Origin of the sequence: Salipiger marinus, from assembly GCF_900100085.1 — a bacterium.
GTDB lineage: Bacteria > Pseudomonadota > Alphaproteobacteria > Rhodobacterales > Rhodobacteraceae > Salipiger > Salipiger marinus.
In genome coordinates this window covers 1-20,545 of sequence record NZ_FNEJ01000007.1, presented here as the reverse complement: position 1 = coordinate 20,545, position 20,545 = coordinate 1, and the positions used below count along the sequence as shown (strand labels likewise).

Here is a 20,545-nt window from a genome sequence, read left to right as displayed (position 1 = left end):
TGGCCCGGTTCCGCCGGGCCGTTGTTCTTCTGCCTGCAAGCCCCATCCGGTGAGGGTATATCATGACAGATCCTGTCCGCCCGGTGCTGCACGCGCGGGGCATATCGAAATTCTTTCCGGGCACCATCGCGCTGGATGACGTGGAGCTGCGGCTGAACCCCGGCGAGGTGCACGCCCTTCTGGGCGAAAATGGCGCGGGAAAGTCCACGCTGATCAAATGCCTGACCGGCGCCTATCAGCGCGACGCGGGCACGCTGCTGCTGGACGGGGCGCCGATCAATCCCGCCTCCACCGCCGCCAGCCAGAAACTGGGCATCGGCACCGTCTATCAGGAGGTGAACCTGCTGCCCAACCTGACGGTGGCGGAGAACCTGTTTCTGGGCCGTCAGCCGCTGCGCGGCGGCTTCGTCTCGCGCCGCCGGATGAACGCGATGGCGCGGGAGACGCTGGCGGGCTACGGGCTGAAGATCGACCCGACCGAACCGTTGACCGCCTATTCCGTGGCGGTGCAGCAGGTGGTGGCCATCGCCCGCGCGGTGGACATGTCGGGCAAGGTGCTGATCCTTGACGAACCCACCGCCAGCCTTGACCGCGACGAGGTGGCGCTGCTGTTCTCGGTGATCCGGCAGCTGAAGGCGCGCGGGCTTGCCATCGTTTTCATCACGCATTTTCTGGATCAGGTCTTCGAGATCTGCGACCGCGCCACGATCCTGCGCAATGGCCGGGTGGTGGGCGACTGCGCGCTGGCCGAGGTGTCCCGCCGCGAGGTCATCACCATGATGCTGGGCCGCCAGCTGGAAGCGCGGGTGCACAGCAAGAAGACCGGCACGGTCGGCAAGCCGCTGGTGCAGGTTGCGGATCTGGGACGGCGCGGCATGATCGAACCCTTCTCGCTGGACATCCACGAAGGCGAGGTGGTGGGGCTGGCCGGGCTGCTGGGATCGGGCCGCACCGAAACCGCCAACCTGATTTTTGGCGCGGTGATGCCCGATCAGGGCCGGATCCGCCTGCGCGGCACCGACATCACCATCCGCACCCCGCGCGATGCCGTGGCGCATGGCTTTGCGCTGTGCCCAGAGGACCGCAAGTCCGAAGGCATCGTCGGCGACCTGTCGGTGCGCGACAACATCATCCTTGCGCTGCAGGCGCGGCAGGGCTGGATGCGCCCGATCCCCCGCGCCAAGGTCACCGAGATCGCCGACCGCTACGTGCGCGCGCTGGACATCCGGCTCGCCAGCCTCGACACGCCGATCCGGCTGCTGTCGGGCGGCAACCAGCAGAAGGCGCTGCTGGCGCGCTGGCTGGCCACCAACCCGGCCTTCCTGATCCTTGACGAGCCCACGCGCGGCATCGACGTGGGCGCCCATGCCGAGATCATCGCGCTGATCGACCAGCTGCGCGCCGATGGCATGGCGCTGCTGGTCGCCAGTTCCGAACTGGAAGAGCTGGTGGCCTATTCCACCCGGGTGGTGGTGCTGCGCGACCGCGTGCAGATCTGCGAACTGACCGGCGACCAGATCACCCCCGACACGATCGTGCAGGCCATCGCCGACGATCCCCACCCCCATGCGGAGCCTGTCTGATGCCCGGTCCCAAATCCGCGATCCTGCGCCGGATCGCCCCGCAGCTGGTCATCCTTGCCATTGCCCTGCTGCTGAACGTGCTGATCTTTCCGGATTTCTTCCATATCGATTTCCGCAATGGCCGTCTTTTCGGCAACCTGATCGACGTGCTGAACCGGGGCGCGCCGGTGGCGCTTTTGTGCATCGGCATGACGCTGGTCATCGCCACGCGCGGCATCGACCTGTCGGTGGGCACGGTGATGGCGGTGGCGGGGGCCGTCGCCGCCTCCATGGTGGTGGAGGGGCACGGCTGGGGCACCGCCCTGCTGGCAGCACTGCTGGCCGGGGGCATGTGCGGGCTCTGGAACGGCGTGCTGGTGGCGGTGCTGCGCATCCAGCCCATCGTCGCCACGCTGGTGCTGATGGTGGCCGGGCGCGGCATCGCGCAGCTGATCACCGAAGGCCGCATCCTGACCTTCATGAACGAGGGCCTGATCCATCTGGGCGCGGGCACGGTGCTGGGGATGCCCACGCCGATCCTGATCTGGGTGACGCTGGGCGCCGTGGCCATCACGCTCGTGCGGCGCACGGCACTTGGCATGCTGATCGAGGCCATCGGCATCAACGAACGCTCCTCGCGGCTGGCGGGGATCAACAGCCGGGTGCTGCTGATCTGCGTCTATCTTGTGTCGGGGCTCTGCGCGGCGCTGGCGGGGGTCATCGTGGCCGCCGACATCAAGGGCGCGGATGCCAACAATGCCGGGCTGTGGCTGGAGCTTGACGCCATCCTTGCCGTGGTGATCGGCGGCAATTCCCTGCTGGGGGGGCGGTTTTCGATCCTCGCCTCGCTCCTGGGGGCCATGATCATCCAGAGCATCAATTCGGTCATCCTGCTGTCGGGGCTGCCGCCGGAATTCAACCTTGTCATCAAGGCGCTGCTGATCCTCGCCATCCTCGTCATCCAGTCGCCGCGCATCGGCTATCTGCTGTACATGCTGCGCGCGGCGGGTCCGCAGCCGCAGCCGCGCCCCGGGACCGCGGACACCCTGCCCAAACGCAAGAAGGAGGCGGCGCGATGATCCGCTCGACCCATCTGCCGCTTCTCGTCACGCTCGCCACCTTCGTGCTGGCCTTCGCGCTCTGCGCTTCGGCCTATCCGGCGATGCTGTCCACCCGCGTGGTGGCCAACCTGCTGACCGACAATGCCTTTCTGGGGATCGCGGCGGTCGGCATGACCTTTGTCATCCTGTCGGGCGGCATTGACCTTTCGATCGGATCGGTCATCGCCTTTACCGGCGTCTTCCTTGCCGTGGTGCTGCGGGACACGCAGATGCACCCGCTCATGGCCTTTGCGCTGGCGCTGGTCATCGCCACCGTGTTTGGCGCGATCATGGGGGCGCTGATCCATTACCTAGAAATGCCACCCTTCATCGTGACACTGGCGGGCATGTTCCTTGCGCGCGGCGCCGCCTATGTGCTGTCGACGGAATCCGTGCCCATCACCCATGAATTCTACGACACGCTGCAGGGGCTGTACTGGCGCGATCCGTCGGGCGGGCGGTTCCGGCTGATCGGCGGAGTCATGGTGCTGACCTTCCTTGTGGGCATCGTGGTGGCGCATCGCACCCGCTTCGGCCAGAACGTCTATGCGCTTGGCGGCGGCGAACAGACCGCGCGGCTGATGGGCGTGCCGCTCGCCTCCACCACCATCTGCACCTATGCCATTTCGGGGGGGCTGGCGGGGCTTTCCGGCATCGTCTTCTCGCTCTATACCTCCGCCGGCTATTCGCTGGCCACCGTTGGCGTGGAGCTGGACGCGATCGCCGCCGTGGTGATCGGGGGAACCCTGCTGACCGGAGGTTACGGCTTTGTGGCGGGCACCTTCTTCGGCATCCTCATCATGGGCCTGATCCAGACCTACATCGTGTTCGACGGGACACTGTCCAGCTGGTGGACAAAGATCGTGATCGGAGGGCTGCTTTTCGCGTTCATCCTCCTCCAGAAAGGGCTGACTTGGGCAACGCAGGCAAGACGACGAACAGCGACTGGCTCCGCCGCTCCCTCATGACGCTGGTGCAGGCGGGGGGCGGGGGCGAACGCGCCTCCAACCACACGGCCTTTGTTGTGGATCAGCTGGGCCGCGCCATCGTCGCGGGCGAATACCCGCCGGAAACCATGATCCCGCTGGATCCCGACCTGTGCGAGATGTTCGGCGTCTCGCGCACCGTCGTGCGCGAGGCCAAGAAGACGCTGATCGCCAAGGGGCTGATCCAGTCCAAGGCCAAGGTCGGCACCCATGTCCGGCCCGCCAATGAATGGACGATGTTCGATCAGGACGTGATGCGCTGGCATGCCACGGTCAAGAACCCGACGCGCTTCTACGAGGAACTGTTCGAGATCCGCATGATCTTTGAACCCGCCGCCGCCGCTCAGGCCGCCGCACGGACCAACCGCATCGCCTGCGCGCAGCTTTACGAGCTGTGCGACGATCTGGCCCGCGCCGACAGCCGCGCCGATTTTGCGCTGGCCGATTACGAATTCCACAAGGAGGTGCTGCGGCTCTCGGGCAACCGGTTCCTGCAGTCGCTGGGCGATCTGGTGCAGACAGCGCTTTATTCGCTGTTCCTGTCGGATCAGGGGGCGGCGCTGTCGGACCGGCGCGAGAAGGTGGCGCAGAGCCACCGCGCCATCGTGGCCGCCATCGCCTCTGGCGCGCCGCAGGAGGCGCGCGAAGCGATGCGCCGCGTCATACAGGACGGCTACTGGAACGCCGTGCCGGAAAAGGCCGCCCTGCTCTGACCGCCGCCGCGCGCCCCGGTCTCAGTGGCCCAGGCGGAAGCGGCGCAGCGTCGGCAGCACCCGGCCCAGATCGCAGGGCTCGCCCGCGCCAAACGCCTGATAGACGTCGCGGAACATGCCAGACAGCTCGGCATAGGCCGCCGCCCGCTCGGGCCGGGGTGCAAAGACGCGCATCGGCGGGCACATGGCGGCCTGCGCCGTGGCCAGATCGGGGAAAGCCCCTGCCGCCATGGCGGCGAAGATGCAGGCCCCCACCCCCACCGGCGAGCGCTGCGGCACATGCACCTCGCGCTGCAGCACATCGGCATAGATCTGGTTCAGCACGTCATTTTTCTGCGGAATGCCGCCCGCGTTGATCACCCGGGTGAATTCGGCACCCCCCGACCGCATGCGGTCGATGATGAGGCTGACATGCAGCGCCATGCCTTCGATGGCCGCGTGCATCTCGTCGGCGGGGCCATGCGCCAGATCCCAGCCCAGCGTGATGCCGCCCAGATCGGGACGCACCAGCACGGTGCGGTCGCCATTGTCCCAAGGCAGGCGCATCAGGCCGCTGGCGCCGGGGCCGTAGTCTTCCAGCCCCGCGCAGAGGCTGGCCACATCGGTGCCCGCGCGCCGCGCGATGGCCTCGAACAGATCGCCGGTGGCGGACTGCCCCGCCTCGACCCCGATGACCCCGGGCACGACGCTGCCGGGCACCGCGCCGCAGATGCCGGGCACCGGACCGCTGGCCGGATCGGCCAGCGCGATGATGCAGGTGGAGGTGCCCACCACATTGACCACATCCCCCGCAGCACAGCCGGTGCCGACCGCATCCCAATGCGCGTCAAAGGCGCCGAAGGGCAGCGGAATGCCCGCCGCCAGCCCCATCCGCCCGGCCCAGTCCGTGCCAAGCCGCCCGGCCTGCTGCAGCGAATGGCCCCAGCGTCCGGTGATGCGGTCGTTGATCCCGTCCAGCAGCGGATCGACGCGGGACAGGAACTCCTGCGGCGGCAGCCCGCCCCAGCGCTCCCCCCACATCCATTTATGCCCCATGGCGCAGATGCTGCGCGGCATGTCCGCCGGAGAGGTGATGCCGCAGAGCGTGGCCGCGATCATGTCGCAGTTTTCCGCCGCCGTGGCCACGCGGCCGCGCAGGCCGGGGTTATGGCGCAGGAAATGCAGCAGCTTCGAATAGCCCCATTCGTGGCTGTAGGTGCCGCCGCACCAGTCGATGGCCTCGATCCCGTCCTCGCGAGCGCGGGCGGTGATCTCGGCGGCCTCGGCATGGGCGGTGTGATCGCACCACAGGTAATAGTCCGCCAAGGGCTGCAGCCGCTCGTCGAGCGGGATCACGCTCGATCCGGTGGTATCGGCGGCAAAGGCGGCGATCTGCCCGCCCTCGATCCCCGCCGCGTCGATGGCCTGCCGCATGGCGCGGCACAGCGCCTCCATCTGGTCGTCATGCGACTGCCGGGCGACCAGCGGATCGGCGGGATCGCGGTGCAGCGGGTAGCCCGCAGAGGCGGATCCGCGGATCTCGCCGCTTTGGGTGTCCATGATGGTGACCCGCACGCTGAGCGTGCCGAAATCTGCTCCGGCGACCAGTGGCATCGACGGCTCCTCCCTTGACATCTGTGGCAGCGTCTACTGCCCGTAAGTGGCGTTCGCCCCGTGTTTGCGCAGGAAGTGGCGGTCCAGCAGCGCCTGCGAGATCGGCGGCGGCGACGCGTCCAGCGCGGCGCCATGCCACGCCATTTTTGCCACTTCTTCAAGGATCAGCGCGTTCAGCACCGCCTCTTCGGGGTCGCGGCCCCAGACAAAGGGACCATGCCCCGCCACCAGCACCGCCGGGATCGCCAGCGGATCGCCCGCCCCCACCGTCTCGACGATGACCTCGCCCGTCGACTCCACATAGCGCGTGGTGATCTCTTCGGGGGTCAGGTCGCGGGTCACCGGGATGGTGCCGTGGAAGTAATCGGCATGGGTGGTGCCAAGCGGCGGGATCGGGCGCCGGGCCTGCGCCATGATCGTGGCATAGGTGGAATGGGTGTGGATGATCGCGCCGATGGTGGGAAAGGCGCGGTAAAGCACCAGATGCGTGTCCAGATCCGAAGACGGGCGGTATCTGTTGTCCAGCGTGCCGCCGTCCAGATCGGTGATGACCATATGGTCCGGCGTCATGTCGTCATAGGGCACGCCCGACGGCTTGATGGCGATGCGTCCCGAGGCGCGGTCGATGCCGCTGGCATTGCCGAAGGTCGCCTTGACCAGCCCGTGCTGCACGGTGGCGAGATTGGCATCAAGAACAGCCTGTCTGAGTGCGGCAAGCGTCATCGCTGCTCCTCGTGGTTTGTCACGTCCGGGGGTCCGGACCTCTGTCCGGAGAGGGACGGCGCCCCGCAGGGCACCGTCCGGGGAAGCGGTCAGCGCGGGTCGGTCCAGCCCTGATAGCCTTCAAGGTTGTCGGCGGTGATCAGTTCCGGCTCCAGCAGCACGGTGTCTTCTGCCGGGGTGTTGCCCATGAACACGTCATAGCCCATCTTCAGCGCCTCGCCCGCCATCACATACGGATCCTGCGAGGCGGAGGCCTTGATGAGCGAGCCGTCGCCTTTGGACAGTTCGTCCTCGATCACCGGGGCGCCGTCGACGCCGGTGATGATGAACTCGTCGCGCCCCAGCTGCTTGGCCGCCAGTGCCGCGCCAACTGCGGTCGGGTCGTTGATGGCGAAGACGCCGTCGATATGGTCGTAGCGGGTCAGGATGCCCTGCATCACGTCCAGCCCGCCATCGCGCGAGGCCTGCCCGTTCTGGTCGTCCGACAGCACGTTGATGCCGTCATGGGCGCTGAACACCTCCTGACAGCCCGCCACCCGGTCGATGATCGACGAGCTTTGCGGCCCGTTGATGATGACCACGTCGCCCGCCCCGCCTTCGAGGTTGTCGACGATATACTGGCAGGCCTTGCGCCCGGCATCGACGTTGTCGGTCATCACGGTGACATCGGCACCGGGGGCGGACACGTCAAAGGCCGCGACCACGATGCCCGCCGCCTTGGCACGCTTCACCGCCGGGGCGATGGCATTGGCATCCACCGCGTTCAGCATGATGATGTCCACCTCCGCCGCGATGAAGTTGTCGATCTGGCTGGCCTGCTTGTTCAGGTCGTAATCCGCCGAGACCGAGGTCACCTGCACGTCGGGATTGATCTCGCGGGCGCGGTCCTCGATGCCCTTGATGGTGGCGACAAAGAACGGGTTGCCCAGCAGGCCGACCGAAATGCCGATGCTTTCCAGTTTCTTGTCCTGAGCCTGCGCGCCGCCTGCGGCCAGCAGCGCCGCGCAGGTCGCGGTCGTCAGCAATGTGGTGATCTTACGCATGGTTTCCTCCCTGTGATGCGTGAGCGTGTTCCGGGGGCCGACCGGTCAGGTCCGCGCCCCGCCTTTGAGCCGGTAGCGGTCCAGCGCCACGGCGGCGATGATGACCAGCCCCTTGATGATGAACTGCCAGATGTCGGAAACGCCGGTCAGGATCAGCCCGTTGGACAGCACCGCGATGATCAGCGCACCGATCAGCGTGCCCCAGATCGACCCTACCCCGCCGACAAAGGAGGTGCCGCCAAGGATCACCGCCGCGATCGCGTCCAGCTCGTAGGCCTGACCCAGCTGCAACCCGTTGGCCGCGTAAAGCCGGGCCGCCGACATCACCCCGCCCAGACCCGACAGCAGGCCCGACATGGCATAGACGAAGAGCAGCACGAGGCTGACCTTGATGCCGGTCAGGCGCGCCGCTTCGGGATTGCCGCCCACGGCATAGATCCATGTGCCCAGCACGGTGCGGCGCAGGATGAACCACGACACCACCACGGTGATCAGGGCAAAGATCGCCAGCCATGGCACCCCGAACAGCGTGCCGTTGCCGATGAATTCAAAGGGCAGATCGGCGTTGAACACCGTCGTGTCATCCCCCATCAGCCGGGCCACGCCGCGCACGGCGGTCAGCGAGCCCAGCGTGACGATGAAGGGCGGCAGGCCGAGAAAGGCGATGAGGCAGCCATTGGCGAGGCCAAAGACCAGCCCCACGGCCAGCCCCGCCGGAATGCCGAGCAGCCCCAGATCGGGGATCAGCGACATGCTGACCGCCGCCATGGCCGAGGCCGCCAGCACCGCGCCCACCGACAGGTCGATCCCGCCGGTCAGGATGACGAAGGTCATGCCCGCCGCCAGCACCACGTTGATGGAGGCCTGCTGCGTCACGATGGACAGGTTGTTCACCGACAGGAACTTGCCGGTCATCAGCTCGAAGCCGATGGCCAGCAGGATCAGCACCGGCAGCATCCCCATCGCCATGACGGCGCCTTTCATCCGGGCGGCGGTGCCGCCGGACCTGGCCGCCCCGGTTCCCTCTTGCGCGTCGCTCATTCTTTCCTCCCTTGCGGTCGCGGGGCTGCCGTCAGGCGGCGGCTCCCGTCGACAGCGTCATGATCTCTTCCTGTTCCACCGGACGACCGGGGGCGGCGCGGACCTCGCCCACGATCCGGCCTTCGCGCATGACCAGCACCCGGTCCGCAACGCCCACGATCTCGGGCAGTTCGGACGAGATCATCACCACCGCCAGCCCCTCGCGGGCCAGTTGGTCGATCAGCCGGTAAATCTCGGATTTTGCGCCCACATCGACCCCGCGCGTCGGCTCGTCGAGGATCACGACGCGGGGCTTCGCCTCCAGCAGGCGCGCCAGCAGCACCTTCTGCTGGTTGCCGCCCGACAGCGCCCCGACGGGCAGCTTCGCCGAAGGGGTCTTGATGGCGAGGTTTTTGATGGCCGAGGCCGCGCGGCTGGCCGCTGCGCGGAAATTCAGCGTGCCCGCCGTCCCTGCATCCTTTTCCAGAACGCACATGGAGATGTTTTCCTGAATCGTCATGTCCAGAAACAGGCCCAGCGACTTGCGGTCCTCGGTCAGGTAGACGATGCCGTGATCCAGCGCCGCGCGCGGGCTGCGCGGCGTCACGTCGGTGCCGTTCAGCCACACCCGGCCTGCGCTGGCGGGATCGGCGCCATAGATCAGCCGCGCGAGTTCGGTCCGCCCCGACCCGACAAGGCCCGAGATGCCCAGCACCTCGCCCTCGTGCACCTCGAAGCTGCAGTCCTTCACCAGCCTGCCATCCGACATGCCCTCCACCTTCAGCACCACGTTGCGGGCGCCTTCGCTGGCCACATGGTCCTTCTTGTAGAACGAGCTGAGATCGCGCCCGACCATCATCGCCACCAGCTTGCGCGCCGACAGCTCGTCGCGGTCCAGCGTGCCGACATAGCTGCCGTCGCGCAGCACCGAACAGCGGTCGGACAGGCGATACACCTCGTCCATGCGGTGGCTGATATAGATGATGGCGATGCCCTGCCCGGTCAGCGCCGTGATCACCTCGAACAGCTTTTCCGTCTCGCGGCTGGACAGCGAGGTGGTGGGTTCGTCCATGACGATGATCCGCGCGTCCGAGGCCAGCGCGCGGGCGATCTCCACCAGCTGCCGTTCGCCCAGAGACAGGCCCGCGACCCGGGTTTCCGGGCCAAAATCCACACCAAGCCGCCGCAGCACCGGGCGGGCGCGGTCATACATGCGCGCCCGGTTCACCAGCCCGCCAGCAGAGGGTTCGCGCCCCAGAAAGATGTTTTCGGCCACGCTCAGGTTCGGGGCCAGCGACAGTTCCTGATAGATCACCGCGATGCCGCGCGCGCGGGCCTGTTTGGGATCCCCCGTCGGCACCGGCACGCCATCCACCCGCACCTCGCCGCCGCGGTCGGCGACATAGGCGCCCGACAGCACCTTCATCAGCGTCGACTTGCCCGCGCCGTTTTCCCCCATCAGGGCGTGCACCTCGCCGGGCCAGACGGTCAGCGACACGTCGGCCAGCGCCCGCACCGGGCCAAAGGTCTTGGAAATGCCGCGCATTTCCAGAAGCGGGGTTCCCTGAGCCTCGGTCATGCCGCCCCCCGTGCCGTTGGCGCGATGCTGAAGGCCACGCCTTCCTCTTCCAGCATGGCGGCGTCGCGGTCCGACAGGCCGTCATCGGTGATAAGCCGCGTCACCCGGCTGAGCGGCAGCGCCACGCTGGACGGGCGTTCGGAAAACTTGCGGCTGTCGACCAGCACGATGATCTCGTTGGCCAGCCCGCACATGTCGTTGATGAAGCGCACCAGCAGCGGATGGTTTTCCAAGAGCCCGTCCTGGCTGACCCCCAGCGCGCCGACATAGAATTGCGCGGCGTAGAATTCATAGCCGCCCCGCGCCGGATCATAAAGAATGCCGGGTTCGCGGTGCAGATCGCCGCCGCCCACCGTCAACTGGCAGGTGCCCTGTTCGCTGAGATAGGCGGCCAGCGGCATGGAATTGGTGAAGACGCGCAGGTTGCGGTTGGCGATGCGGGTGCCGAATTCGAAACAGGTGGATCCGCCATGCACGATGATCAGGCTGCCATCGCGCACCAGCTTTGACGCCTCCACCGCGATGGCGCGCTTTGCCTCCACCGCGATGTCGCGGTTTTCGACAAAGGGCAGCGACACCGCCTTGCGCTGGCGCCCGCCCTCCAGCGCCGCGAGCCCGCCATGCACCTTCCGCGCCACGCCGGCATCGTCGAGCTTGTCGATGTCGCGGCGCACGGTGGCGGCAGAGACGCGCAGCATCAGCTGAAGCTCCTTCACCGAAACGAAGGGCCGCTCTTCCAGCAGATTGGCAATGGCATGATGGCGGTGCGCTTCGCTCATCGGACTCCCCCTCTTTGGCGCCAGAATGATGTAATTTCATCTTTCTGCAAACAAAAACTCACATCATACATAAAACTGCGTAATTTCAGGGCATTAGGTAGATGTCACCGCGCGGATTCAGGGCGGCAGGCGCGCTTCCGGCCCTCCGCATGAGCGAATCAGATCATATGATGAGGCTTTTCGCACATGCAGCATGGGCGCCGCTGCGGCTGCAGCACATGGCAAAACGCGCGGACCCTGCGGCCCGCGCGTTCATGGCAGTTGCGTTGTGCCGTGTCGGCGTTACGGGCGGTGGGCCACGTCGCGCATCACTTCCACCAGCATCACGGCAACGGTGCCGCCCGCATCGGGAAGGCCGCGCGATTTCTCCTGAAAGGCGGCAGCCTTGCCATGCTGGGCCACCATGTCCTTGGTCGCCTCCAGCGCTGCGGCTGCCGCCGTCACCGCCTCGTCCAGCGCCTGCGGCAGCGGGGAGCCGCTGGCCTCCAGCGCTGCGGCGATGGGATCAAGCACGTCCAGCACGGTCTTGTCGCCAAGCTGCGCCTTGCCGCGCTGCGCGACACCTTCGGCATAGGCGCGCCAGAAGGTCGCTGCCTCGGGCGTGCCGAACTGCCCGGCACTTTCCAGCGCCTTGAAGCCGCGCAGGAACCCGGTCGCCATCAGCGTGCCCATGGTCGACGGCGCGGCCTTGGCCAGCGCCGCCCCTGCTGCCTTCATCTGTCCGGCGATCGTGGCCTCCTCCAGCGCTGCCACCGCGTCACGCGCGGCGGCAAAGCCCTTGGACATGGTGATGCCCAGATCGCTGTCGCCCACCTTGCCATCCAGCGCGATCAGCGCCTCGCGTTCGGCGGCAAAACGCTCCGCCCATGCGGGATAGAAGGCGCGGGTCTGCTCTGCGGTCATCGCCATGGCTTACACCTTGATATGTTTGAAGAACGGCGTGTTCACCGGCTTGGCCAGCAGCGGCTCCAGCTCGTCATCCAGATGCAGCACGGAAATCGAGGCCCCCGCCATTTCCATGGAGGTGGCGAATTCCCCCAGCCAGCAATGGCGAATGGTCACGCCGCGCTCTTCCATCAGGATCGAGACCCGGCGGAACAGGATATACAGCTCTTCCAGCGGGGTGGCGCCCAGCCCGTTGATCAGCACCGCCACCTCGTCGCCGCTCTTGTAGTCGGTTTCGGCAAAGATGCGCGCCATCATCACGTCCACCACCTCGTCGGCGGGCTTCAGCGGCTCGCGCGAGATGCCCGGCTCGCCATGGATGCCCATGCCGATCTCCATCTCGTTCTCGCCGATGGTGAAGCTGGGCTTGCCGACTTCCGGCACGATGCAAGGCGACAGGGCGACACCCATGGTGCGGGTGCGGGCGCGGGCCTTGTCGGTGATGCGCGCCACCTCGTCGAGCGGCAGCATCTCGGCGGCGGCGGCCCCGGCCGCCTTGTAGAGGAAGAAAATCCCCGCCACGCCGCGCCGCTTGTGTTCTTCGCCCACCACCGAAGAGGCGACATCGTCATTGCCCATGACGGTGCGGGTGGTGATGTCCTCCAGCTCGGCCAGTTCGCCCGCCATGTCGAAATTCATGATGTCGCCGGTGTAATTGCCGTAAAGATACAGCACCCCCGCGCCCTGATCGACATGCTTGGTCACTTCGAGGATCTGGTCAGAGCTGGGCGACTGGAACACGCCCCCCACGGCGCAGCCGTCCAGCATGTTTTCGCCCACGAAGCCAAGGAAGGTGGGCAGGTGCCCCGACCCGCCGCCGGTGACGATGCCGACCTTGCCCGGCACCGGATTGGCGGTGACGTAGCAGCGCAGGTCGCCTGCGGCATGGGTCACCTGCGGATGCGCGCGGTAGATGCCCTCCAGCATCTCGTCGACAAAGGCTTCGGGCGTGTTGAGGAATTTTTTCATATCGCTTGCTTCCGGATCTGGGGTTGCAGTTTGCGGCGGCGCGTCACGAAGAAGGCCGCCGCGAGAAGGATGAAGGCACCGACAACGACGCGCTGCCATGTGGAGGGAATGCCCACCAGCACCAGCACGTTGTTGACGACGGTGATAAGCAGCACGCCCGTGACGGTGCCGAAGACCGAGCCGGTGCCGCCGGTGATGCGCGCGCCGCCCAGCACCACCGCCGCGATGACCCCGATTTCGGTGCCCACGAGGTCAAAAGGATTGGCCATGCGGTTGGCGCAGACATGCACGATGCCCGCAAGCCCGGCGAGCCCGCCCGCAAAGGCAAAGACGAACAGATGCACGGTGCGCTGGTCATAGCCAAGCCGGGCCGCCACCTCGGGATTGCCGCCGGTGGCAAAGATCGCGCGGCCCATCAGCGTGCGGTTGAAGATGAGCCATGTCAGCACGGCGGCGGCGGGGAAGGTCAGGAAATACCACGGCAGCGTCACGGTGGCGCCATTGGCGGTGGTGAAGTCCAGCAGCGAGGCCTTGCCGAAGGCGGTCATCTGCGGCGGCAGTTCCATCAGCCAGACCGTACCGATGAAGGCCAGCAGGATGCCGCGGAACAGGTATTGCGTGCCGATGGTGACGATCAGGGCGGCCACGCGCAGCGTGTGCACGAGCCAGCCGTTGATGGCGCCCAGCACCGTGCCGCCCGCCACCGCGATCAGCAGGATGACCGCCATGGGCAGGCCCGGCGCGACGTTGAGCACGAAAAGCGTCAGCGCATACATGGTCAGCGCCGCGATGGCGGTAAAGCTGACATCGATGCCCCCCGCCGCGAGGATGGCAAAGACCCCCAGCGCAAAGAGCCCAGTCACCACCGAGGCGCGGCCCATGTCGATGAGCGAGCCCGGCGACAGGAAGGCGGGGTTGATGACCGCCACCGCCACGCAGATCACCACCAGCAGGCAGAGGCTGACCAGTTCGGGACGGCGGGCGAAGGTTTCGGCAAGCCCGGGACGGGCGGCAGTCTGGGGATCGGATCGGGTCATGGTCATTCCGCAGCCTCCGGACGGGAGGCCAGCATTGCCTGATAGATGTCATCTTCGGAGGCCGCGTCGCCGCGCACCTCGGCGGCGATGCGCCCGGCGGTCATCACAAGGATGCGGTCGCAGTTCTGCAGCAGTTCGGGCAGGTCGTCGGACACGATGATCAGCCCGATGCCGCGTTCGGCCATGGACTGGATCGCGCGATAGATCGTGTCCTTCGATCCCACATCCACGCCCACCGTCGGCCCGTGCAGCACCAGAAGCCGCGGTGCGATGCTCAGCCAGCGCCCGATCAGCACCCGCTGCTGGTTGCCGCCCGAGAGCGCCCCCGCAGGCAGGTCGATGTCGGAGGTGTTGAGCGTCATCTCTGCCGAGATGTCCTGTGCCGCGGCGCGGGCCTTCGACCGGTCGATGGTGCCAAGCGGACCCAGAAGCCGGTCAAGGATCAGCGGCACCTCGTTGTCGAGGATGGATTTCTCGATGAACAGCCCCTCGCCCAGCCGGTCCTCGGGCACATAACCGATGCCAAGGGCGATGGACTGCGCGGGCGTGTCGAGCCGCACGGGGCCGCCATCCATGCTGACGCGGCCTTCGGTGATCTGGCGGTGCCCGGCCAGCGCCAGCGCCAGTTCGTTGCGCCCCGAATCCGACAGGCCGGTGATGCCAAGGATCTCGCCCCGGTGCAGCGCGGCGCTGACATCCTGAAACGCTTCGCCCGAACCCAGCCCCTCCAGCCGCAGCAGCTCGCCACCCTCTGGCGCGCCCGTGCGGTAGCGCCGCGCCTCGATCTCGCGCCCGGTCATCAGTTCGCTCAGCTCCGACCGGCTGTAGCCCGCGATCGGCCCCTGCGCCACGCATTGCCCGTCGCGGAACACGATGGCCTGCCCGCCGATGCGGTAACATTCCTCCAGCTTGTGGGTGACGAACAGCACCGCGACATTCTGCGCGCGCAGCCGCCCCACCACCTCGATCAGCGTTTCCACCTCGTGGCGGGTGAGCGAGGTCGTGGGTTCGTCCATGATGACCAGCCGCGCTTCCTGCGCGATGGCGCGGGCGATGGCGACGCGCTGGCGCAGCGCCAGCGGCAGATCGGACACCCGCGTTGCCAGCAGTGCGCGCGTGGGTTCCAGCCCGACTTCGTGCAGCGCCTGCGCGGCGGTCCGGCCCAGCCTGCCCCGGTCGAGCCAGCGCAGCATCCGCCCGCCGCCGCCGACCAGCTGTTCGCCAAGCGCCACGTTTTCCGCCACGCTGAGATTGGGCAGCAGCGACAGATCCTGATACACTGTCTCGATCCCGGCCTGCAGCGCCATGATCGGGCTCAGCGCCGCGTGCCGCACCCCGTCCAGCAGGATCTCGCCCTCGCTCGGGGCATGGGCGCCGGACATGATCTTGATGACCGTGCTTTTGCCGCAGCCATTTTCGCCCAAGAGATGATAGGCCTCGCCCGCGCGCAGGGTCAGATCGACGCCGCGCAGCGCATGCACGCCGCCGAACCGCTTGTGGATGCCACGCAGTTCAAGAAACGGATGGTCCATAAGATCGCTCTGGGTCACGGGGAAATGCGCCTCTTGATCGGAAAGACCGGGGGCGCGGCACGCCGCACCCCCGCACGATAAGACAGCCTCAGAACAGGTAGTCCTTGTAGGTGTCCTTGTCGGCCAGAACCATGCCGTTGCCGATCAGCAGCTTGCCCTCGCCGGGACCGTCCTTGAGCGTGACGCTGTTATAGCCCTCCACGCCCAGATCCATGCCGTCGGTCAACTCCTTGCCCTCCAGCAGCATCTTGGCCACGGCGTTCATCGCCATGCCCGCCTTCTGCGGATCCCAGAAGCCGATGGCGGTGATGGCGCCGCTGTCCAGATAGGACGCCGAGGGGTTCGGCAGGCCGGTGCCCACCAGACAGACCTTGCCTGCAAGCCCCGCCTCTTCGATGGCGCGGCCCACGCCCAGCACGTCATTGCCCGCAGAGGTCTGGAAGCCCTTGATGTCGGGATGCTTGCGCAGGATCTCCTTGGCCTTTTCATAGGTGCCGTTGGCGTCGTCGAAGCTTTCGTTATTCGGATCGACCAGTTCCATGCCCGGATGCTGCTTGGCGTTCTCCTCGCCCGCGCCGACCCACTGCATATGGGTGCGGCTGCCCAGCGAGCCCACGAAGGTGGTCCACTTACCTTCGCCGCCCATGCACTCTGCCAGACGCGCGTTCAGCGCCGCACCGTATTCGGCATTGTCGAACGCCTCCACGTCGACCATCGTGTTCATCTGGTTGTCGGCCTCGTGGGTCACGATGATCGTGCCCCGGTCCATCGCGCGCTTGAAGATGCCCTCAAGGATCGCCGGATCCATCGGCACCACCGCCAGCGCGTCGGTGCCCTTGGCGACCAGATCCTGCACGATCTGCAGCTGCTGCGCGCTGTCGGCAGAGGCCGGTCCGACCTGACTGATGGACATGTCCGGGTTCTGTTCGGCGAACAGCTCCACCCCGGTTTCCATGCGGTCGAACCACGGAATGCCGCTGATCTTGACGACGGTGGTGATGGTGCCCTCGGCCAGCGCCGCCGTGGCGCCCGAGGCCAGCAGCGCCGCCACGACACCCAGTTTCAAGGTTTTCTTCATGGTCAACTCCTCCCTAGAGTTCCCTCGTGCTCAGCCCTTCGACGCGCGAGGGGACCGCGCCGAGGTAACTGCGGCGGCAAGGCTTTCGATGAGCCCGAACCGCCCCACCGCAAGGAAGCTCAGCAGCAGGGCCCCCCATGCAAAATCCCGCACAAAATTCGACAGGCCGATAAAGTTCAGCAGGCTGGACAGCAGCTGCAGCACCACCGCCGACAGCACGACGCAGACGATCCGGCCATAGCCGCCTTCGGGCCGCACCCCCGCCATCACCGCGATCAGGATCGCGATCAGCAGGTAACTGGTGCCGTAATCCCATTTCACGTTGACGTTGCGCGCGGCGATGATGACCCCGGACAGGCCCGCCAGCAGGCCGGACAGGGTATAGGTCACGGTGAAGATGGTCTTTTTCGGAAACCCGCTGAAATCGGCGGCCTTGGCATTGGCCCCGGTCAGCATCAGCCGCATCCCGAAGGGGGTAAAGCGCAGCACCGCCCCCAGCACCAGCGCCACGGCCAGAAAAATCAGAAAGCTGTAGGGCACGCCAAGGATCACGCCATTGCCCAGTTCATACATCGGATCCGGCGAGCCGATGGTCACCGACCGCCCGTCCGACACCACCACCGCAAGCCCGGTGAACAGCATCTGCGTGCCCAGCGTGCAGAGGATCGGCGTGATGCCAAGCCGCGCGATGATGATCCCGTTCAGCAGCCCGCCAAGCGCGCCCACCACCAGCGCCCCGGCGGCAAAGGCAAGCGTGAAAAGCCAAGGCGCCTCTGTCGCCGACACAAACTGCGTGACCACCACGCCCGACGCCACCCCCGCCAGATTGGCGAGGGCGATGCCCGACAGGTCGATCCCGCCATTGCCCGCGCACATGGCCAGCATGACCCCGATGGCCAGCAGCCCGATCTCGGGCACCTGAGTCGCCATGGATTGCAGGTTGAAGAGCGAAAGATAGGTGCCGCCTGACACAAGGCCGCCCGCTCCCAGCAGGACCAGCACAAGCACGGACAGAATGACCAGACGGCCATCAAGCTTACGCATCCTCTCCTCCCCTGGGATTTAGTAAACTTATTCTTGATTTACTAAATCGATAACAAACAATTTTGCGGCACTCAACAGGTTTTCTGGTCTCATCTCCGCCGGGTTCCTGCTTGCGCTTTGGCGCGTTTGGCCAGATGTTTACTAAACACCAAACGCCGCACGGGATCTGCAGCACGCCATGACGACAGACGCGAAAAAGCCGGTCACGCTGCGGCAGGTGGCGGAACAGGCCGGGGTTTCGGCGGCGACCGCCTCGCTGGTGCTGAACGGCAAGGGCGACATCTCAGAGGCAACCCGCAAGCGCGTGCTGAGCGCGATGCGGCAGATGAAATACAAGCCCCGCACCGACCGGAGCCGGCCCGATGCCGTCAACACGCTGCGCTTTCTGAAGATCGCGCGCCATGGCCACACGGTGAACCGCGACCACAGCCATTTCATCGCCGATTACATCGACGGCATGTCCTATGAGGCGACGCGGCGGGACTATTCGCTGCAGGTCGAAAGTTTTGAGGGCACCGAGGTGGACCGCATCGCCGACACGCTGCGCGCGGGCGACGTGCGCGGCGCGGTCATCCTTGGCACCGAACTGACCAAGGAGGAGGTGCAGGTGCTGGCCCGGGTGCCGCTGCCCATGGTGTTCATCGACACCTATCATCCGCAGCTTGATGTCAGCTTTGTCGACATGGACAACGATCAGGCGGTGTTCGCGGTGCTGCGCCATCTGGCCGGGCAGGGGTTCCGGCGCATCGGCATGGTGGCGAGCCACACCGAGGTGACCAATTTCGCCCTGCGCCGCAGCGCCTTCCTGCGCGGCATGGCGGCACTGGGCCTCGCCCCGGACGAGGCGCTGATCCTGTCGGTGGATTCGACGCTGGAGGGCGCCTATCAGGACGGGCTGCGGCAGCTGGCCGAGGGGCGCGAGGTCGCGGAGGCCTATTTCTGCGCCAATGACATGATCGCCTTCGGCTTCATGAAAGCGCTGCGCGAGCGCGGCCTGCGCATCCCCGATGACGTGTCCATCGCCGGGTTCGACAACCTGCCGATGAGCGCCATGAGCGATCCGGCGCTCAGTACGGTAGAGGTGCCGAAGCGGCGCATCGGCGCCATGGCGATCCGTCTGCTGGATGACATGCTGATCGCCACCCGCCCAGAACCCGCCACCAAGGTGCTGATCAGCGGCGAATTTGTGGGGCGCGGCAGCGTGCGCGCGGCCCGGCCCTGACCCGCCTCAGGCGCGCGACAGCCCCGCCTCCGCCAGCTGTTCGGGGTCGGGCAGGTCGCGCAGGGTTTCCAGCCCGAAGGCCATCAGGAAGCGGTCCGTCGTGACGAAGGTATAGGGCGCGCCCCGACGCGGTTCACGCGGACCGGTGCCGATGAGGTTGCGCGCGGAGAGCCGCCCGATCAGGTCGCGGCTGATTTCCTTGCCGAAAATGTCCTTCAGCCCGTCGCGGCTGACCGGCTGGTGATAGGCGATGGCCGCCAGCACCGCGAGGTCGAACTCGCTCAGATCCGGCAGCTGGTCGCGGGCGGTGGTCACGGCGCGGATCGCCGGGGCATTGGCCGCCCGGGTGCGCAGCACCCAGCCATCGGCCACGCGGGCCAGTTCGAACGACCGGCCCTCCAGATCGGCGGCCAGATCCTCGACCAGCAGATCGACGGACGCCCCCTGCCCCACGACACGTGCCAGATCCTCGCGCGCGACGGGGGCGGCACTCGCGAACAGCACCGCCTCGATCCGGCGCATCCATTCCCGCCAGCGCAGCGCCGCCGGCAGGTCGCTCAGGTCGCGGTCAAGCTCCTCTGGCGCCATGGTCAGAGCCCGTAAAGGCGGAAACTGTCCCGCCCGGTGAGTTCCCGCACCGCGCCAAGCTGCACCAGCCGGTCGCAGAGCCGTCGCGCCGCGCGGTCCGGCAGCGGCAGGGCAGCGGGCGCCAGCGCGTCATGGGCCAGGAACAGCGCCACCGCCTCCCCCGCCCGCTTCGCCCGCAGCTTCGGCGCCACGGCCCGCAGCCGCACGGCCCGGCGCGTGACCTCCTGCGCCAGACGCGCCGCCTCCTGCGCCGAGGCGGTCACCGCGCGATGGCAGGCGCGCCGCAGCGGCTCGCCCGTCTTGCGCAGATCGCCAGCGGTCAGGCCCGCGGCCAAGAGCGGCAGCAGATGATCCCAGCCCAGAGCCTGCGCCAGCGCGGCATCGGCAAGGATCAGCGCGGCGCCTTCCGCGCGCGGCGCTTCGGCCAGCACGGTTTCCAGCACCAGCGCCGCGCGCGGAACGGGGCCGCCCTGACCGGCATCCAGCCAGACGGCAAGCTGGTCGGGCGCGACATCGGGCAGCGCCCGGTGAAGCGCCGCGACCGAAATGGGGCGCGTAACGGCGCGCCGCCAGCTTTGATAGCTGTCGCCCGCCGGGCCGGGCAGATCGCCGGGCCGCAACAGGTGCAGGGCATCGCGCAGCTCGCGCGCGCTTTCCCGGCGGCCCTGAAAGGCGACGCTGGCCTCTGCCGCGCGCAGCGCCAGCCGGTCGCGCAGCAGCGGCTGCGGCAGGTCGGGCTGCGCCAGCACCAGATGCAGATGCGCAAGCGCCGCCCCCGACCAGAAGGCATGATCCTCCAGCGTGTCCGCAGCGCCAGAGGCTCCGCGCAGCGGCACGGGAGGCAAGCTTGGGGGCTGAGGAACGGGACGCGGGCCGCGCGGGGTCATGCGCAGATCCCTAGCATGCAGCGGCGCTTTGCGCCAGTCTGTCAGCAATGAACCGCCGCGACTTGCCGCCCTTGGATATGTCCGGTAATCTTGCCTTACCGGACATATCTAAGGGCGAAGAGTTCACCGCAGGTGTCGTTTTAGT

Annotated in this window: 18 protein-coding genes and 2 pseudogenes; 5 read left to right on the top strand and 15 right to left on the bottom strand. The window is 67.1% G+C overall.

Features of this window, described 5'->3' with window-relative positions:
* Nucleotides 1-62 precede the first annotated feature (62 nt).
* From BLR51_RS09235 to BLR51_RS09220, 4 genes are read left to right on the top strand one after another with little or no spacing between them, the layout of a single operon-like run.
* A complete protein-coding gene (locus BLR51_RS09235) occupies nt 63-1,583 on the top strand; it encodes a sugar ABC transporter ATP-binding protein (protein ID WP_089846166.1) in 1,521 nt (506 codons plus the stop codon).
* On the top strand, nt 1,583-2,641 hold the full coding sequence (locus BLR51_RS09230) for an ABC transporter permease (RefSeq protein ID WP_089846164.1): 1,059 nt from the start codon (nt 1,583-1,585) through the stop codon (nt 2,639-2,641). The genes BLR51_RS09235 and BLR51_RS09230 overlap by 1 nt, the downstream gene beginning before the upstream one ends.
* Complete coding sequence (yjfF, locus tag BLR51_RS09225; RefSeq protein ID WP_207543599.1) at nt 2,638-3,630, top strand: galactofuranose ABC transporter, permease protein YjfF; 993 nt, start codon at nt 2,638-2,640, stop codon at nt 3,628-3,630. Before BLR51_RS09230 ends, yjfF begins: the two co-directional genes overlap by 4 nt.
* The gene (locus tag BLR51_RS09220) at nt 3,627-4,361 is read left to right on the top strand and encodes a FadR/GntR family transcriptional regulator (RefSeq protein WP_089846162.1); all 735 of its coding nucleotides are present in this window, start codon (nt 3,627-3,629) and stop codon (nt 4,359-4,361) included. The genes yjfF and BLR51_RS09220 overlap by 4 nt, the downstream gene beginning before the upstream one ends.
* A gap of 21 nt (nt 4,362-4,382) precedes the next feature.
* On the opposite strand, the gene BLR51_RS09215 is transcribed toward BLR51_RS09220, so the two are convergent.
* From BLR51_RS09215 to BLR51_RS09160, 13 genes and pseudogenes are all read right to left on the bottom strand, one after another.
* Nucleotides 4,383-5,954, bottom strand: a complete 1,572-nt coding sequence (locus BLR51_RS09215; protein ID WP_089846161.1) for a ribulokinase — start codon at nt 5,952-5,954, stop codon at nt 4,383-4,385.
* Between the two features lie 33 nt (nt 5,955-5,987).
* Complete coding sequence (gene araD, locus BLR51_RS09210; RefSeq protein ID WP_089846159.1) at nt 5,988-6,677, bottom strand: L-ribulose-5-phosphate 4-epimerase AraD; 690 nt, start codon at nt 6,675-6,677, stop codon at nt 5,988-5,990.
* Between the two features lie 89 nt (nt 6,678-6,766).
* Nucleotides 6,767-7,720, bottom strand: coding sequence for an ABC transporter substrate-binding protein (locus BLR51_RS09205; RefSeq protein ID WP_089846157.1), 954 nt, complete (start codon nt 7,718-7,720; stop codon nt 6,767-6,769).
* 45 nt (nt 7,721-7,765) lie between these two features.
* Entirely contained in the window at nt 7,766-8,761 is a 996-nt protein-coding gene (locus tag BLR51_RS09200) for an ABC transporter permease subunit (protein WP_089846155.1), read from the bottom strand.
* A 31-nt stretch (nt 8,762-8,792) separates the two neighbouring features.
* A pseudogene (locus BLR51_RS28650) lies at nt 8,793-9,476 on the bottom strand (ATP-binding cassette domain-containing protein); the annotation flags it as partial.
* Nucleotides 9,477-9,806: 330 nt separating this feature from the next.
* Nucleotides 9,807-10,247, bottom strand: a pseudogene (locus tag BLR51_RS28645) (ATP-binding cassette domain-containing protein); the annotation flags it as partial.
* A gap of 68 nt (nt 10,248-10,315) precedes the next feature.
* Entirely contained in the window at nt 10,316-11,098 is a 783-nt protein-coding gene (locus tag BLR51_RS09190; protein ID WP_089846151.1) for a DeoR/GlpR family DNA-binding transcription regulator, read from the bottom strand.
* A 282-nt stretch (nt 11,099-11,380) separates the two neighbouring features.
* Nucleotides 11,381-12,007 (bottom strand): dihydroxyacetone kinase subunit L, encoded by a 627-nt coding sequence (locus BLR51_RS09185; protein ID WP_089846149.1) that lies wholly within the window; start codon nt 12,005-12,007, stop codon nt 11,381-11,383.
* 3 nt (nt 12,008-12,010) lie between these two features.
* Nucleotides 12,011-13,012: a dihydroxyacetone kinase subunit DhaK gene (locus tag BLR51_RS09180; protein WP_089846146.1), complete on the bottom strand. Its 1,002-nt coding sequence runs from the start codon at nt 13,010-13,012 to the stop codon at nt 12,011-12,013.
* Nucleotides 13,009-14,055, bottom strand: a complete 1,047-nt coding sequence (locus BLR51_RS09175) for an ABC transporter permease (RefSeq protein ID WP_089846144.1) — start codon at nt 14,053-14,055, stop codon at nt 13,009-13,011. The genes BLR51_RS09180 and BLR51_RS09175 overlap by 4 nt, the downstream gene beginning before the upstream one ends.
* Nucleotides 14,052-15,599 (bottom strand): sugar ABC transporter ATP-binding protein, encoded by a 1,548-nt coding sequence (locus BLR51_RS09170; protein ID WP_207543598.1) that lies wholly within the window; start codon nt 15,597-15,599, stop codon nt 14,052-14,054. The genes BLR51_RS09175 and BLR51_RS09170 overlap by 4 nt, the downstream gene beginning before the upstream one ends.
* Before the next feature lie 70 nt (nt 15,600-15,669).
* On the bottom strand, nt 15,670-16,659 hold the full coding sequence (locus BLR51_RS09165) for a substrate-binding domain-containing protein (RefSeq protein ID WP_089846140.1): 990 nt from the start codon (nt 16,657-16,659) through the stop codon (nt 15,670-15,672).
* Between the two features lie 30 nt (nt 16,660-16,689).
* Entirely contained in the window at nt 16,690-17,703 is a 1,014-nt protein-coding gene (locus BLR51_RS09160; RefSeq protein ID WP_089846138.1) for an ABC transporter permease, read from the bottom strand.
* 178 nt (nt 17,704-17,881) lie between these two features.
* On the opposite strand from BLR51_RS09160, the gene BLR51_RS09155 reads away from it, so the two are divergent.
* On the top strand, nt 17,882-18,925 hold the full coding sequence (locus BLR51_RS09155) for a LacI family DNA-binding transcriptional regulator (RefSeq protein WP_089846136.1): 1,044 nt from the start codon (nt 17,882-17,884) through the stop codon (nt 18,923-18,925).
* A 6-nt stretch (nt 18,926-18,931) separates the two neighbouring features.
* Here BLR51_RS09155 and scpB read toward each other — a convergent pair whose 3' ends face one another.
* Nucleotides 18,932-19,513 carry an SMC-Scp complex subunit ScpB gene (gene scpB, locus BLR51_RS09150; protein WP_089846133.1) on the bottom strand — a complete coding sequence of 194 codons (582 nt, stop codon included), beginning with the start codon at nt 19,511-19,513 and terminating at the stop codon, nt 18,932-18,934.
* A gap of 2 nt (nt 19,514-19,515) precedes the next feature.
* Nucleotides 19,516-20,400 carry a DUF1403 family protein gene (locus BLR51_RS09145; RefSeq protein WP_089846131.1) on the bottom strand — a complete coding sequence of 295 codons (885 nt, stop codon included), beginning with the start codon at nt 20,398-20,400 and terminating at the stop codon, nt 19,516-19,518.
* Nucleotides 20,401-20,545: the final 145 nt, after the last annotated feature.

What these genes read in the sequence shown, in the direction of transcription:
- BLR51_RS09235 (WP_089846166.1), top strand. Translation starts at nt 63, where the DNA reads ATGACAGATCCTGTCCGCCCGGTGCTGCACGCGCGGGGCATATCGAAA.
- BLR51_RS09230 (WP_089846164.1), top strand. Translation starts at nt 1,583, where the DNA reads ATGCCCGGTCCCAAATCCGCGATCCTGCGCCGGATCGCCCCGCAGCTG.
- yjfF (WP_207543599.1), top strand. Translation starts at nt 2,638, where the DNA reads ATGATCCGCTCGACCCATCTGCCGCTTCTCGTCACGCTCGCCACCTTC.
- BLR51_RS09220 (WP_089846162.1), top strand. Translation starts at nt 3,627, where the DNA reads ATGACGCTGGTGCAGGCGGGGGGCGGGGGCGAACGCGCCTCCAACCAC.
- BLR51_RS09215 (WP_089846161.1), bottom strand. Translation starts at nt 5,954, where the DNA reads ATGCCACTGGTCGCCGGAGCAGATTTCGGCACGCTCAGCGTGCGGGTC.
- araD (WP_089846159.1), bottom strand. Translation starts at nt 6,677, where the DNA reads ATGACGCTTGCCGCACTCAGACAGGCTGTTCTTGATGCCAATCTCGCC.
- BLR51_RS09205 (WP_089846157.1), bottom strand. Translation starts at nt 7,720, where the DNA reads ATGCGTAAGATCACCACATTGCTGACGACCGCGACCTGCGCGGCGCTG.
- BLR51_RS09200 (WP_089846155.1), bottom strand. Translation starts at nt 8,761, where the DNA reads ATGAGCGACGCGCAAGAGGGAACCGGGGCGGCCAGGTCCGGCGGCACC.
- BLR51_RS09190 (WP_089846151.1), bottom strand. Translation starts at nt 11,098, where the DNA reads ATGAGCGAAGCGCACCGCCATCATGCCATTGCCAATCTGCTGGAAGAG.
- BLR51_RS09185 (WP_089846149.1), bottom strand. Translation starts at nt 12,007, where the DNA reads ATGGCGATGACCGCAGAGCAGACCCGCGCCTTCTATCCCGCATGGGCG.
- BLR51_RS09180 (WP_089846146.1), bottom strand. Translation starts at nt 13,012, where the DNA reads ATGAAAAAATTCCTCAACACGCCCGAAGCCTTTGTCGACGAGATGCTG.
- BLR51_RS09175 (WP_089846144.1), bottom strand. Translation starts at nt 14,055, where the DNA reads ATGACCATGACCCGATCCGATCCCCAGACTGCCGCCCGTCCCGGGCTT.
- BLR51_RS09165 (WP_089846140.1), bottom strand. Translation starts at nt 16,659, where the DNA reads ATGAAGAAAACCTTGAAACTGGGTGTCGTGGCGGCGCTGCTGGCCTCG.
- BLR51_RS09160 (WP_089846138.1), bottom strand. Translation starts at nt 17,703, where the DNA reads ATGCGTAAGCTTGATGGCCGTCTGGTCATTCTGTCCGTGCTTGTGCTG.
- BLR51_RS09155 (WP_089846136.1), top strand. Translation starts at nt 17,882, where the DNA reads ATGACGACAGACGCGAAAAAGCCGGTCACGCTGCGGCAGGTGGCGGAA.
- scpB (WP_089846133.1), bottom strand. Translation starts at nt 19,513, where the DNA reads ATGGCGCCAGAGGAGCTTGACCGCGACCTGAGCGACCTGCCGGCGGCG.
- BLR51_RS09145 (WP_089846131.1), bottom strand. Translation starts at nt 20,400, where the DNA reads ATGACCCCGCGCGGCCCGCGTCCCGTTCCTCAGCCCCCAAGCTTGCCT.